The organism is Pirellulales bacterium (genome assembly GCA_033762255.1).
Taxonomy (GTDB): Bacteria; Planctomycetota; Planctomycetia; order Pirellulales; family JALHPA01; genus JANRLT01.
The window spans coordinates 198,746-213,970 of record JANRLT010000065.1 but is presented as its reverse complement, the minus strand read 5'-3'; the positions used below and the strand labels follow the sequence as shown (position 1 = coordinate 213,970).

General features: G+C 56.8%; 6 protein-coding genes and 1 tRNA gene. 4 read left to right on the top strand and 3 right to left on the bottom strand.

Translation table 11 applies throughout. The features are described 5' to 3' along the window. Positions 1-133 precede the first annotated feature (133 nt). Positions 134-205 (bottom strand) — tRNA-Gly (locus SFX18_18205). Between the two features lie 656 nt (positions 206-861). Here SFX18_18205 and SFX18_18200 point away from each other — a divergent pair. Then, a complete protein-coding gene (locus SFX18_18200; protein MDX1965084.1) occupies positions 862-1,725 on the top strand; it encodes an FHA domain-containing protein in 864 nt (287 codons plus the stop codon). Positions 1,726-1,876: 151 nt separating this feature from the next. Here the strand turns inward: SFX18_18200 and SFX18_18195 are convergent, their stop codons facing one another. Then, the gene (locus SFX18_18195; protein ID MDX1965083.1) at positions 1,877-2,749 is read right to left on the bottom strand and encodes a LysR substrate-binding domain-containing protein; all 873 of its coding nucleotides are present in this window, start codon (positions 2,747-2,749) and stop codon (positions 1,877-1,879) included. Positions 2,750-2,959: 210 nt separating this feature from the next. Between SFX18_18195 and SFX18_18190 the strand changes: the two genes are divergently transcribed. Beyond that, on the top strand, positions 2,960-5,773 hold the full coding sequence (locus tag SFX18_18190) for a trypsin-like peptidase domain-containing protein (GenBank protein MDX1965082.1): 2,814 nt from the start codon (positions 2,960-2,962) through the stop codon (positions 5,771-5,773). Positions 5,774-7,017: 1,244 nt separating this feature from the next. Here the strand turns inward: SFX18_18190 and SFX18_18185 are convergent. Further along, positions 7,018-11,136 carry a hypothetical protein gene (locus SFX18_18185; GenBank protein ID MDX1965081.1) on the bottom strand — a complete coding sequence of 1,373 codons (4,119 nt, stop codon included), beginning with the start codon at positions 11,134-11,136 and terminating at the stop codon, positions 7,018-7,020. A gap of 502 nt (positions 11,137-11,638) precedes the next feature. Here SFX18_18185 and SFX18_18180 point away from each other — a divergent pair. Beyond that, positions 11,639-12,958 (top strand): PQQ-binding-like beta-propeller repeat protein, encoded by a 1,320-nt coding sequence (locus tag SFX18_18180; GenBank protein MDX1965080.1) that lies wholly within the window; start codon positions 11,639-11,641, stop codon positions 12,956-12,958. 714 nt (positions 12,959-13,672) lie between these two features. Continuing rightward, positions 13,673-14,050: a hypothetical protein gene (locus SFX18_18175; protein MDX1965079.1), complete on the top strand. Its 378-nt coding sequence runs from the start codon at positions 13,673-13,675 to the stop codon at positions 14,048-14,050. The last annotated feature ends 1,175 nt before the right edge of the window (positions 14,051-15,225 follow it).

Here is a 15,225-nt window from a genome sequence, read left to right as displayed (position 1 = left end):
GAGTGCGATTTTGCCAATTAACCGGACGTGGGACAACCCCTCGGCGCGGCGGGCGGATGCGGTTATCTTACCGCCAGGCAATGAGCCAGAACAAAGCGGTCATTCATAGAAAATAAAAAAAACAGCCGATGAAAGCGGGTGATGGGGATCGAACCCACGACAATCACGTTGGCAACGTGATGCTCTACCACTGAGCTACACCCGCATCGCTATCGACTGTTCAACTTTCCATCGTCATATCGACCCTGCCATCCCCACTCGAGTTTTTCCAGTGCCAAAAAATGACCCCAAAACATCGAGCGACCCAGCAAGGGGATTGACCCGCATTGCTCCGCGTTCATCGCGGAAAAATCCTAATTAACAGATTATAGATTCCCTGATCCGCGTTGCAAGGGGCCAAAAACCGCTCTCTCCCGGCCCAACAGGTTCCCAGGATTCGCTCATTTCCCAGGGCTAAATCTCTCCGCAGCGTCGTTGGCGGCCAACTGTCCGATTTGGTAATAAATTAATCCCCTCCAATCCTCATCATCCCTAAAAACCCCCCCGGTCGTGAAGCATTTGCCTCTTGCCGAAGGATGCTTTTCACCTCCCTCGGGGGCGCGTATGCCCCTTTACCGGTCATAAAAATGCCCCATTTTCGCCAATTTGCCAAGGTAAATCCAGGGTGGCTTGCTATTCCCCAAAATTGCTGGGAAGATAGGGGTTTTGGCCATGGCAGCGGCTGTTCAGGGAGCGCCACTTGCAACATACTAGCAGAGTCCGTTGTGTGGCCGTTGGTTCGCAAATTGTTAGGATTGATTACCAAAATTTCCGCGGCAGGGTGGCGGGATTTTTGTCAGGGAACATTGCGGGAGTCGGTCCATGGAAATTCGCGTCATCATCACTTCCCCCGAGATCACGCCGAATGAATTTCGTCTGGCCGTGCCTATCACTATTGGACGCAGCCGGGATGCCAATATCAAACTGGTGCATGGGCAGATCAGCCGGTTGCACTGTGAATTGATCGAATTGGACGGGCAATTGACCGTGCGCGATTTAGGCTCGCTCAACGGGACGTTTCTCAATTCGGAACGGGTCAGCGAGGCGGCGGTTCCCCACGGCTCAAAGCTGGTTGTTGGCTTGGTGGAAATGCGGGTAGAGCAGCTCGATCCACCTCCGCCGCCAGAGGGTCAGACCCGGATTACGGACACGGTGAGAACCGGGGATACCCTGGCGGGAGATCTTCCTCCCCCCCCGCCGGAAGAGACCTGGCCGGTTCCCCCCCCGGCGGAAGAGAAATTTGATCCCAGCCAGTTCTTTATTTCCACCGACAAACCAAAACCGTCGGGAACCGCAGCGCGGCAAGATCTTCCCCCCACGATTGTCGTCAAGCCCGCGGGCAAGCCTCCCCTGTCGACTAAACCAGCCCCGAGCGCGGCGGCCACTGCGGCTGGCGCGGCTGCGGCGCAAACTGCTGGCGCGCCCGCGGAAGCCGTGGTCCCCGCTTTTTTACCGGACGAGAAAGCCGCGGCTGCCAATACCGCGCAGCAGTTTGGGCAGTTTTCGACGGATGCGGCGCATGGTGATTCGCCGGTGGGTCAACCACACGGGGCCACGTCGCCGGACATTCGACCCGCGTCTCCCGCCCCGGACGCGCTGGATGTGGATGCCTGGCTGGCGGAGGATGCCCCGGCTCCCCAGGTGCCAGAGGATGACCTGAATAGTTTCTTTGAAAAGCTGAAATAGGGCAAAATCGGGGCGCGAATTCCCCCGCGATACGACACCCTTCTTGAACAAAGTGGCGCTATCGCATGGAACTGTAATCATCGCGATTTTGCAGCGCATCCTTGCTGCCATACCGGGGCACGATAGGTTTGGCCCTCGTTGTTATAAATAGCTATTCCAGCAGTGATTGCAAGAATGGCTTGGCCGCCGGATTATCACAAGACTGTAAAGCTGCCACGGCGATTTCGCTGCGATAAGACGTCACCAGGGGAAGGGGAATAACGCCCTTCCACGGAGTATTCAGCACCGAAGCGGGGACAATCGCTATCCCCAACCCCGCGGCGACCAGGCTTAGGATCGTGGGAATTTGCGAGGACTGCTGGACAATCCGGGGTTCAAAGCCCGCTTGTTCACAGATTTTGAGCACTTGCACGTAGAGGCCGGGCCGCTCGTCCCGCGGGTAAACGATAAAGTTTTCGTTGGCCAATAGCGCGGGCTTGGCTTTTTTTACCCGGGCCAAGGGGTGCTTGCGCGGCACGGCCGCCACAAACGGTTCGTTGACCAACACGTTGGTTTTAACTCCGGCAAAAGTAATCGAAGAGGAACGGACGATGGCCACATCCAGCTTTGAATCCAAAAGCAGTTCAATCTGCTTGGGTGTCGAAAGCTCCCACAACCTCAAGCTGACATCCGGATGCGTCTGCCGAAATTTGCCTATGGCAAACGGAATGCGCGTGTAGGCCGCTGATCCGACGACCCCCACATCAAGCTGCCCCGCTTCGCCCCGTCCGACTTTACGGGCCGCCTCGACCGTCCCCGCGGCCAGGGACATAATCTTGGTGGCTCCTTCTTTCAGGGCGACCCCGGCCCGTGTCAGGGAAATGCCCCGCCCCGAGCGAACAAACAGCTTGACGCCGATTTCCCGCTCCAGTTGCTTGATCTGAAAACTGAGCGGCGGTTGGGCGATGAGCAGTTTTTCGGCCGCCCGGGTAAAACTTTGCTCTTCGGCCACCGCCAGGAAGTACCGTAAGTGACGCAATTCCATCGAAGATACACCCTTTGTCTGGTGGCACGTGCTGGTTGCCATACCTATTTTGTATGGATAACGCGGTACCCATATATTGGACAGAGGGTTCGTCCCCGTCTAGACTTGGCACGTAACGGGCAGGCGGACTATTCACCCCCAGGTAGGTTCAACTCGCTTTTTCCCGGCCTTAGTTACGATAAACCACTTTTTCCGCAGAGCTCAGCATTTATGCCAGTTACAATATTTGGCGGATCAGCGGCGGTGACCATTCTTCGCACGCTGGTTGTCGGTTTCCTGCTCGGATGGATGATGGGCGCTGACCGCGCGGCGCGGGGCCAAGAGCAGACCGCGACGGCCACGGTTCCAGCCGATCCGGCGGAGCTAAAAAAGGTGGAAGCGCGGGTCCAACACGCGCTTGCCAAGGCCTTGCCGTGTGTTGTCGCCGTGGAAGCAGCGCGAAAGTCGCCCCCCCTGCCCGGTTCCCGGCGGGAACCTTTTGGTTCGGGCGTGATCATCAGTGAAGATGGCTTAATCCTGTCGCAATTTCACGTCAGCCATCAACACGATGGCACCGATTCCTTCAAGAGCCTTCCCGCGGGACACGCCCTAACCGTGATCTTGTTCGATGGCCAGCGCAAGCGGGCCAAACTCTTGGGCGCGGACATTGTCAACGATCTTTCCCTGTTAAAACTTGATGACCCCGGTCCCTATCCCTTTGCGGCCGTCGATGCCCAGCGTCGCCCAAAAATCGGGGAGGAAGTGCTAAAACTGGGCCACCCCGAAGGCTACTTAAAAGGGCGGCCTCCCGTGGCGCGGCTAGGCAAGGTGATTTTTACTAGAGACAGAATCTTTGGCACCGATTGCCAGGTTGTCGGGGGAGATTCGGGGGGACCGTTCTTTAATTTAGATGGGGAATTGGTTGGCATTATTTTATCCAGCGCGGGGGGGGCCGGCGCCGTTATCCAAGAATCCGCCAAGATCGGCCGGGGAGGATTTTTCACCGCCGTGACGGGAAATGAAACAATCGCGACCGACTTGCCCGCTTTGCTGCGGGGTGAATTGCTCATCCCCCCCAGCGCGGAAAAAAACCAGGCCAGCACGACTCCCGTCACCGCAGCCCATCCCGAAATCGTCACCCTCCAAGGGGAATACTGGACCCAAGGATCAAAATCCCTGGCCGCGTGGCAAACCGTTCCCCAACTTTCGGCGGTAAAAGTTGTCACGATCCGCAACGGCAGCCAACGCGTGGCCCGCGGTTGGCTGACGCCAGCGGGAATCGTGACCAAGGCGAGCAACCTGCCCCCTCAACCAACTTGCGAATTTGCCGATGGCGTCCGACTGCCGGCGACGATCATCGGGGCCGACCCCGCCACGGATCTGGCCCTGTTGCATATTGAGTCATCGGCGGACAAGCCCGCGGAAAGCGAAAGCGCGGCAATCCCCTTCACGGGAACGTTTGTCGGCGCGGTGGGTGAAAGTTCCACGCCGTTTGCCGTGGGTGTTGTCAGCGTACCGACGCATGATTCCCAGGGGCCATTTCCCCGGGCTTTGCCTCCTTTTCGGCCCGCCCCCGCCGCCCGCCCCGAGATCATCGGCAGCGCCGTGCAGGGGCGCGGGTATTGGGTGGAATTTGTGGATGGATTGGCGGCGGAGTCGGGAATTCTCCCCGGCGATGTACTGCTAAAAATCGGGGAAACGATGGTGCGCCGCCACCAAGATCTGGCGGAGTCCGTGCAAGGGAAGCTGGCTGGCGACACCCTGCCCGTGCGGTTGCTCCGCAATGCGACTCCGCTAACGGTGAATCTGACCTTGCCCGCGAACCGTTTTTATGAACCCAGTGGGCGGAGGGGGGAGTTTCCCCGTGTCTGGGAGACGGATATTCCGCTAAAAAATGACGAGCTGGGCTGCCCCATCGTGGACTTGGCGGGCCAAGTGGCGGGAATCGCAATCGCGCAAACATCAACGGGGACGGCAGTCATTCCGGTGGATGCCGTGAACGAATTGCTTCCCAAACTGTCCACAAAAGCCTTTCGGGTCACCGTGGAAACCGTCTTGCCCAACCGCGCCGCATCCCCCGCGGCAAAAGCATTGCCGGAAAACAACTTGACCGTCGCGGAGTTGACGGATTTATTGCGCGGTCGCCAGGCGGCTATCCACAGCCTGCAGGTGGAGTACGACCTAACTTCTGAGGCGCTGGTCGAGCCCCTAACGCTCATGAGCTGGCAATGGCATCATGTGCGGGATTACACGGAACAGCACCGCATCGCCTATACCGATAAAAATCAAATGTTTGTGAGCGTCATTCGTCCGCCGGGACAATTGGCCTATGCTCCCGCTGATCGCGTTACGCCCGATCCCCAGGCCCCGCCGGATGTCGTTGACGAAATCGAGCGCGCCCGGCAAGCGGCCTCCTTTCGCAAGCGACGGGGGGACTATGACTATTTCATCGCCATCCGGGGGGGAGAAACCATTCAGCGCCTGTTTGACGGGCGGGACTGCTATGCCTGGAACGAGGGCCGCCAATTGTTTGCCAAGACTTCCCGGGATAACTTTTATGCCCCCGTCATGCTCCTGGCAAATTTGGGGTTGCGGCCGCTTGATCCCCAACCCGATCCCAACGCCCTCACCAGTCAAAAATCCCTGCTGTTTCCCGAGAATTTATCACAATTGACCAACGTGCGAATGTTGCCGCAACAAGAACTGGTGGATGATCGCGCGTGCGTGGTCCTGATTGGCGAGCGGGAAAGCGACGTCGCCGGCAAGCGGGTAAAGATCACGGAAAAGTTTTGGTTTGATCCCCAGCTGAACTACGCCCCCCGGCGCTGGACGCAGTCTATCAATGACACCCTGGCCAGCGAACGCATTAACCAGGATTTTGAGGAGTTCGCGCCTGGCGTGTGGCTCCCCTGGCTCGCCAGCTATAACCGGGCCTGCCCGGACTGGGCGGGCGAGGAGTACAAAAACAAGATCGCCGTGCGTTACCACATGCGACTCAAACGGGCCCGCGTCAACGATGTGCCGGAATCGCTATTCAAGCCCTAGGTTGGCAAGGCGCTGGGGGATAAATGCGCTAGCGGTGCCCGGCTGCAGGGAATCGCAGTAGATTGCCAGGGTAGGCCGCCGATGACAGGCGATTGGTTTCTGGCATGACTTGTTTAAGCGAAAAATTTACGAGCCGCAAGGAATTCTCTGCAAAAAAGTCATGACAATGCTATATTTTATCATCGGCATATGTGACGAAACCAATCATTCCAATAAAAATACACTATCCGACAGGATGTAAAATAGATGAACCTTACTCAAGCTTGGCATATACCATCAAATAGTGGTCGAGACACATTAAATTTTGTTCTAGCAGGTATATTAAAACGGGAATCCGCAGTTGCTTTTAATATAATTCTTAGTTCGCAACGTTATAGCACACAAGAGCAATCTCCGCTTACTAAAGAATTCGTGGACTATTCGTTTAACATTCCCGCCGTAGTAATTCATACAGACAAGCTTCATTTGTTAACCACTTGTTTTGAGCAATGGCTCACGGACAATTCTCCGTTTTCAATTGTTTTGGCCGACAGTCCTGGATATAGCCTTCGCATAAAGGCAAAGAAATCGCGACACTTGATCAGCAGTTTAACTAAGCCGGTTTTATCCATTGATTTTCAACATGGCGCTTTACAGCTAAGAAACAAATACGTAGCGGATTTCTCGTGTATAAACATGGCAGCTACAGAATTGCGCGCAATACTATCCCACTATCACAACAGTGACGGATTAAATAGCGGCTGTTGATGATCGTTGGGGTTTTCTTTCAATCGCGAACGTTACTCAGACAGGGGCGTCCCGATCTTAGTTCCGCAACTTTGGCATCTCGTATAGATAAGATTGCCACTAGCGAAAAAAGCATCATTGCACTTTGGACACAATTGAATTCTTGCCGTTATTCCAGCTATCGCCATGAGAACCATAAATAGCACTGCTAACCCAAAATGAATAACGCCAGTGAAAGTCATCGCCAGAAACAGATAGCATAAGAACCGTGACCACCGTAGTGTCGCCCAAGGGTCACCTGGTGGAGTCGCTTGTTCGCTATTGGTTGACATTTCACACACTTGGATAATGTGTATTTTGAAGATTGTGAATTTACCAATGTCAAAGATGTCCATTACAGCGGACTGGGATGGCTACATTACTAGTATCAAAAACCAAAAACCAATCGGCGACGGAGTCGCCTCCTACACCTCCCTTCTCCCGTCCCCCGCCTCCCATCTCCCTCCCCCGCCTCCCGCTCACTCCCGTCCCTTATCCTCCAGAAACTTCGTTTCCCAGTTGCTTAACTGCGCCTGGATGTCGTCCCAGCTCAGGTAGACCAGCGTGGCCGTCGCGATCGGGTCTTCTTGGTCGCGTTGGCGGTCGGTTCCGCAGACCTGGTCGACTTCTTCCTCGAGCGCGGCCAGCCAGTCCGGCAGGTCCAGCCCTGCCCCGGCGGGAATCCCCGCCAGTTCCCCCGCCTCTTGCTCAAGCAACTCAAAGCTCGCGCTGGCGCGGTTGTGCCGGGCGTCCTCGGCGGCATCCTTGACCAAAGCCCGGATCCGGTCAATATCCAGCGGACGGACAAACCGCTCGGCCAGCCGGTCGGCGATCGTCGGCAGCCGCATCCCGTATTTCTTTTGCAGTTGGGATAGCTTCTTGGCATGGGCGTCGGCGGCGTCGCTGGTCCGTTCTGCCATGGTCCGCCGCCACAGTTCCGCCGCGCCGGTCCGCCCGGCGCGCACCAGCACCTCGTGCGCCATGGTGACGGGGCGCAGGTTCCAGTGGATCCGCTCGTAACCCGCCTTGACGCGCAAAAAATCCAATAACATATAGACCATTTCGCCCCGGTCGGACTGCGTGGTGGTGGCGTTGTAATCGCGGTACTCGGTGTAATTTTCGACAATGGCCTCGATCACCAGTTGCAGGTGGCGTTTATTGTCGGCCTTGGTCAGGGCGGCGGCCAGCTTTTCATCCAGCGGGGATTCCGTTAGCGCGGCGGTGCGCTCCAGCAGTTGTTCCAGCCATTGTTCGACCCCTTGGTGCAGGATCGCCCGCAGGTTGCCCAGGTTAAAGAACTTTTGCGTAAACAGTTCGTGGCCGTATTTTTCGACAAAAGCGACAAACTCTTTCCACTCGGCCTCGCTAGCAATTTTTTCGAGGACGGATAAGCGCAGCGTGCGGCTGTGGGACAGCCATTCGCTGAGCAAGGATTCCGTCACTTGCTGCAAGCATTCGATCAGTTGCAAATCGGCCAGTTCATCCTGGTGATGGCGCAATTCCCAATGATCGGCGGAATCAATGAGGCAGGTCACGAGCGACTTAAACCCGATCTCGAACAAGCGGTCAAATTCGGTCACCGCCCCCGCCCCCAGGGGATGGTCCCGCTCCATCGCGCGGGCGGTCTGGATCAGTTGACACGTCTCGCGCAGCAGGCCCAATTGGGGTAAACGGCCTAAAAGTCCGCGGAGCGTTTGCTGCAGGCCGCGCGCGGCGGCGATACGGCGGGGATCGCCCCCTTTGCCCAGGGGGACGTACAACAGGGATTGCTTATGGATCGCGGCCAAAAACGGGGGCCAGGCGTCGCGCGCGGCGGGGACATCCTCGGCCAACAAGGCCCGCCACAGCAACACGGTAGGCCCCCAATGCTCTGGTTCTTCGCTTTCGGCGGAGCCAACCACGTCGGGGGGGAGCACCGCGCGCAAAAACAGTTCCGCCTCCGCCATGCTGACCGTCGTCGCGATCACCCGTTCCAAAAGGGATTCCTTGATCATGCGGCGGCGGTCGTATTCCACCAGCGCCTCCGGCTCCGCCGATTGCGGCACCAACGGCTGCCGTTCAATAGCATGGGCCAGGGCCGAGAGTTTGCGGCGGTTCTTTTTACTATGGTCCAGCCAGGCCCGCAGATGATCGGCGGTCAGTTGCCAGCGCGGCTGCCGCAGGGGATCGGCCAAGGCGACTTGCTTCCACAGGCGGGCCAGCGTGACTAAAAACGCCAATCGCGAATTGATGCGGTTGGCCTCGGCCTCCAGCTCATAATCGGTGGTGCCGCCAAATTCTTGCAGCGAGGAATCGATGCCGTCCGCCGTGCTGTCGCGATAGATCATTTCATCGTACGCCGCGCCGTACAGATTTTCGTCCTCTTCGTCATCCTCCGGCGGATGAAAGAGATCTTCGATATCATCCTCGGCCGATTTCACGGGTTGGCCGTCAAATTGCAATTCGGGCGCTTCCCAAAAGCTGTCGGAGTTTGCCTCTAGCTGGTCAAAAAACCGCGCGACGCTAAACGCCGATTTAGCGGCAGGGGACGACTGACCGGCGATCCCGGGCGGGGCCGCCGCGGCTGACGCGGGGGGGCTGGTTAAATGCGTGATCATTTTTTCCGCGGCCAGCGGCGCGGGGCCGGGGGGGATCTGCGCCGCGCGTGGCGTGCCAGATTTGCCGGTTTGCAAATTGGCGGCCAGCCATTGCCGCGCCAAGTGGTGAAACGAGAATAAGCCTTCTTCCAGCGCCAGGGTTTCGGCATTGGCCAGCCAGTGCATCATCAGCCCCGCCGCGCTGGCCAGATCATGCTTTTCCAGCAATGCCTCGATCACGCGGGCGTAGGCCTGGGGGGAATCAAATTGTTCGGCATGGCCCCGCCAAAAGCCAATGTTCCCCGCGGCGGCTCCGGCCTGGTGCCACGCGCTGAGAGCTTCCGCCACGCGCTGCGCCGCGTCGTAGGCCTCCCGGCCGGAGACCGGCTTGATCCCCTCGATGCCCGTGGTGGCATACTGGTCCCACCATTCCGCCAACCGGCGAAAATCCGCTGAAATATTTTCACACAAGGCGGCATCGTCCGCCACCGCGGCCAAATGCCACGCCCGCGCCGCCAAGGCAAACACCTGTTCCATCAGGTCGATCAATTCATCCACGCGCAAATCCGGAACGGAATTTTCCACCGCGGGAAAGAGCGAAAATTGTCCGCCAAAGCCCAGGATATTCCACGGATCAACAACCGCGCCGCAGTGAATCGCCCGGCGCAACAGGTTTTCTATTTGGGGCAAATACTCCGCCGCCTGAGAGACTTGATTGGCCCGCGCGGCATGCCAGCCGCTGGTCAAGAGGCAATACAGCCGGCAAGTCATCCGGGCGGAGACCGCGGGGATAATGTCCGCCTGCTGGAGCGCGGCTTCGGGATAACCCAACCGGGCAAACAGCACCGCCAAATGCACATGTTGCATCTGCAGCGCGCGGCGGCGGGCGAGCTGGCTATTTAAATGCTGCCGCGCGCCCGCGAACGGTTGCCGCATCGCTTTTAATTCCGATTGCAGCCGCGTGGCGTGCGGGCCATGCAATTTGGACAAAATTTGCCGATAATAGTCGTCCCGATAATTGGCGATGACCGGCAACAGGTTAGATAACGTCACGCTGGAATCGTGGCACTCGGGACCATTGCCGCTGGTCCCCGCGGCCATGAGCATGGTTCCCGCCAGCACCACCGCGGCTTCTTCCAACAATTCCGCGGCGGATAGCTCTCCGGGCGCTTCCACGCGTTCCAAGAGCGCTTCCAGCAAGGTCTGCTGCAGGACAAAACGGCGGTAAAAACCTTGTTGATCCAGCACATGCGGGTCCCACAGGCCAAAGTGGTAATTCGGCCGCTTGTTGGCGGGATGGTTAAAGTCGTACGCCCGCGGATCAAACGCCAGTTCGCTTAATAGCTCTGGATCAAACCAGGCCATTTGCAACAAACCGGGCTGTAGCTTGTTCAAAATCTCCAAAGCCCGCCGCACAAGCGCCTCATAGCGCCCGGTGGCCACGCCCACGCCCGCCAGGTACAACGGCACGGGGCGGCAGCGTTCATGCGAGTAGGGTTCATGCTTGCGGCGGTTATGAAGGACCGCCACGGGGCGAAAGCCCAGATAGTCATTCAGTTTGGCCAGGCTGTGGTGAATGATGCGGTCGGTTTCTTCCCACGGCGCTCCCGCCTGCAGGATCGCCTCCGCCGCTTTCCCAATAAAAAATGGACGAAACAGCCCCGCCGCACTCTGGTGAAACAGCAAATCGCGGTGATGTTCCAGATAGGCGGGGAGCAAGCGGTTAAATAGCAAATCCAAAACCGCCAACACCTGGGTGCTATCTTGAAAGGCGAGGTTGTCGGCCCGCAGTTCGTCCAGGGAGGAAGTGAGTGCCTGGTGTAACACCAAATATGCCCCGCCGCTGGTCCCCGCCGGAGCGGCCTCCCGCGGGAGGGCGGGGTCGGCGGCTTCGATCTCGGCAAACAACGCGCTCAGGTTCGCCAAAAACTTGGGATCGCTATTCCCCGCAGAAAAATTCAAATACCCCAGCACATCCGCCAGTGCGTCCGCGAACTTCCGTGTGGAGGGGGTGGCCGACATGCAACGTCTCTTCGTCGGGGCGTCTCTTCAAGTGTGACTGGATGGGTACAGGCGGGCGGGGCTGGCCATGATTTTTCGTGAAAGCGCGGATGAAACGGCTTTATGGTGGTGGCTACCCCTCCTCTCTTTCCCGGCCAGAGCGACTATTCATCCTAAAAAAACAATGGCTCGACCGAAAGGGGCGGACGAGGCGGCTTTATCGCTGCCGCTTTAAAAATTTGCTTTACAGGCCAAAAATCGTTACCATTTTTTTGTGAGTAGAACTATGGCCCTGAGGCTCTCCGTAGCGGAACTTGCCAAAAGTTTCGTAAGTGACCCCCCGTAGTGAAACTAGCCAAAAGTTCCGCCGGGCAGTTTTGTCAGCCTTTACCCCACCATCCACAGAATTCTGGCGAATTCTGCTACAGTCGCGCAGTTTATCCGTAGCGGAACTTACCCAAAGTTCCGCCGGGCAGTTTCGTGAACCCCCCATGCTCCCGCAGTTTTACTCGCCTTATTCCACATGACCATGATTCCCCCCTACCCCCCGCACAAGCGTCGCCCCGTCCGGTATTTTCTATCATCCTTGGTGATCGCGGCATTATTATTCCTGGGTGCCGCTTTTTCCGCCCTTGCGGCAAATTGGCCCGAATTTCGCGGCCCGACCGCCGACGGCCTGGCGAATGTCAAAAACGCCCCGACCAAGTGGAGCGAAACCGACAATATCGCCTGGAAAACACCCCTTACCGGCAAAGCCTGGTCCTCCCCCGTCATTTGGGGAGAGCAAATCTGGCTGACGAACGCCCCCCCCGATGGTAAAGAAATGCGGGCCATCTGCTTGGACCTGGCATCCGGTCAAATCGTCCATGATATCAAGCTGTGGGACGTGGCGGAGCCGCAATTTTGTTATGACCTGAATAGTTATGCCTCCCCCACGCCCGTGATCGAGGCTGGGCGGGTGTATGTCCACTTTGGCGTGCATGGGACGGCTTGCTTAGATACAACCAATGGCGAAATTGTGTGGAAGCGGCCGCCGTTTGATCCTGAGTTGCAATGCAACCACCATCGGGGACCCGCTTCCTCGCCAATTTTGCATGACAACTTGTTGATATTGACGTTTGACGGCTTTGATCAGCAGTACGTGGTCGCCCTGGATAAGCAATCCGGGCAAATCGCCTGGCGGACGGACAGAAACATTGACTATGGCACCGACGACGGCGACGCGAAGAAAGCTTATAGCACACCCCGCGTGATTATGGTCGACAATCAGCCCCAACTCATTAGCCCCAGCGCGGGGGCGGTAATCGCCTATGACCCCCGCACAGGAGAAGAACTGTGGCGGGTGAAGTGCGGCGGAATGAATGTCTCCTTGCGGCCCCTGTATGCCCATGGATTGTTGTACAACACCACCGCGGCGGGAGGGTTGCAATTGTTTGCCCTTAAACCGCGCAGTCACAAGCCGGGTGAAAAAGCCGCGGACCTGTCCGACCAGGTTACCTGGAAGCAGGAAAAAGGGGCCAGCAAACGGAGTTCGCCGATCATCGTGGGCGAGCGAATTTACATGGCGGGGGATGACGGGATTTTGACTTGTGTCAACGCGCTCAATGGAGAGGTGGTCTGGACCAAGCGCGTGGGGGGAAAATTTTCCGCTTCGCCGGTGTCCGCCGCGGGAAAAATTTACTTTAGCGATATGGAAGGCCAGACCTACGTGCTAGAACCAGGCGATCAGTATCAGGAACTGGCGGTCAACACCCTAAGCGCGGGTTGCATGGCCAGCCCCGCTGTCGTCGAAGGGGGGCTAATCCTCAGGACCAAGGAAGCGGTGTACCGGGTGGGTAAGTGAGTGGGGGGATCAGGGAGGCGGGGGGCAAAGTCAGAAGTTGGAATGAAGAAGTCAGAATTGCTACAATTGCATTTTAGACGTCTGCATTCCACCCTCTCCCGACAGTGGCTTTCCATTTGTGACAACGTCTTATCGGGAGAGGGCGGGGTGAGGGGACTGCAGCAGTGGCGTTAATCAGAAGTATGAATACGGAAGTCAGAATTCAGAGGGATGATTGTTTGGTATTTTATTCTGCATTCTGCATTCATCCTTCTAACTTTGATTGGGGGACGAGCCTCGGCGACCTCGTAGGGCAAAGTCAGCATTCAGCGATACCACCGGAATGTAGCTCATGATTCTCCCTCCTACCGCGAAGCGGTTACAGAACTTAGCCCCGGGTTGGAGCGCAGCGACTACCCGGGGGAAGCAAAACAACCCCCTCGCATGTTTAGCCGCGCAGCGGCGTTAGGAATATCACGGCACCAGGGATGGTGCCTGCTACAATTGCGGATGGCACTGGAACTTGTTCCGGTGTGCGTAGCAAAAGAAGCCTACTTGGATATAATGGAAATATTTGAAGAATTGCTTCTTGCCGCTGCGCGGCCAAGGAACAAGTTCCTTGGGTACCCGGTGAATAACCGGGGCTACCCGCTTGAGTGCTATCAATAACAAGCTTCAATGCAAGTACGAGACACACGAGGTGTTATAATGCACAGCAAATTTATAACTATTAGCATGTTATCTGCTTTAGGTTTTCTTGCTTTCGGTGTGATGTACTATTTATGCTGCTATGACCCCGAGTATCGAGATACTACGGATAGTGTTGACATTCGTCGAGCGATATTTGCAGCAGAGCAACTTGCTGCTGCCAAGAATGAAGATAGTCAGTACCTCGCTGCAATTGCCTTGAATGCAATTAGAATGCATAATCGCCATATTCATATTAGGGTGTACGCGGTTGACCGTAATGGAAATTGGGACGGCTTAGGTAAGGGTGAAATTGTTGCTCTGCGAGTTCACATTAAATACAGAGATATCGAACTGCTTTTAGAACGCATCGAGATCCTAGGCAAACGAGTGTTCAGAGAGTTTTTTAGATTGTATCATCGTTAAAGGGCACACGATAACTTTGTCGCCCTGTGCCAGAAATTGTGCATACCGGCGGGGTGCCAGCGGGTAGACCAGGCTAATCAGATCCAACCGGCTACCTCAGGAACTTGTTCCTGGGCCGGGCAGCGGTGGGAAGCAAATTCTTAACAAGCGCGATTCAGCACCGGTAAACCCGCGGCATGTCCGACCAGCGGCGCGGATCACCGTCGATGAATTGTGCGCGCATTTCCTTTGCTTGTCTGTTGCTCAGAGGAGTGGGAACCGTTTTAGTTCGACTTTCGGCCAGCATGGCCAAGCCCTTTCTGCTATGGATCACGCTGCTGTTCCAAAGTAACTGACTCGGGGGGAGCATCGTCTTCAATGAGCAGAATATCTACTTCAGTATCAGTGGCTTCATAGTGAGGTACTCGATCCCTTCACGGCTTTATCCGACGATAACATCGTCGGCTTTGTGCGTGTTGCGGCTAACCACGCGGCGAGTGGGAACTCGCCGCTACGGGTGAATTCCGGGCTTGGGCTACACCAAGCAGAAAAATCCAAACACAAAACACCAGACTCCCACTCGCGGATCACCAGGGAATTCGATCCCAACCTATGGCTTAATTGCCAGCACCGCCGTCACGGGGTGATGGTCCGAAGGGGTCCGCCCGTCGCGCGCGGCATGGACGATCGCCGCCGCGCTCACCCGCCAATCCCGGCGGGGTGGCACTGTTTAAGTTTCCATTTTCAGGTAACTTTAGCCCTTGTCTTGCCGATTCCATTTCCTTGCACCAGACTTCGCCATTATGAAAAAGCCGGAGTGTGCCACTGGCATTTTGCCAGTGTTTGCCACAGGGTATGCGATTCCCAATAGCTTAGGAATTCTTAGTCCAGACTTTTCCGAAGTCCCATCCGTCTCAAATCATCAAGCTCCCGTCTCGGCACTGGTGTTCCACCAGTGGCACACGACTGTTTCACAAAATGGTCAAGTTTATGGTTATTCGTGGGTGTGCAAGGAAATGGCTGTCAGCAAGAACAGGGCATGGCTATAATGAAATAAATCGCATTCGTCAGTGCCACCCTGCCGCACCTCGTTTAACCGGCAGACTTACGTCAGCCGCTCGCCAGTCCCCCGCACCTCCGCTCCCCCGCCTATTCAGGTTCCCTGACCCCTGCTCCCTTGCCCCTATTCCCTCATC

Coding starts and splice junctions, on each gene's coding strand:
- SFX18_18200 (MDX1965084.1), top strand. CDS start 862: ATGGAAATTCGCGTCATCATCACTTCCCCCGAGATCACGCCGAATGAA.
- SFX18_18195 (MDX1965083.1), bottom strand. CDS start 2,749: ATGGAATTGCGTCACTTACGGTACTTCCTGGCGGTGGCCGAAGAGCAA.
- SFX18_18190 (MDX1965082.1), top strand. CDS start 2,960: ATGCCAGTTACAATATTTGGCGGATCAGCGGCGGTGACCATTCTTCGC.
- SFX18_18185 (MDX1965081.1), bottom strand. CDS start 11,136: ATGTCGGCCACCCCCTCCACACGGAAGTTCGCGGACGCACTGGCGGAT.
- SFX18_18180 (MDX1965080.1), top strand. CDS start 11,639: ATGACCATGATTCCCCCCTACCCCCCGCACAAGCGTCGCCCCGTCCGG.
- SFX18_18175 (MDX1965079.1), top strand. CDS start 13,673: ATGTTATCTGCTTTAGGTTTTCTTGCTTTCGGTGTGATGTACTATTTA.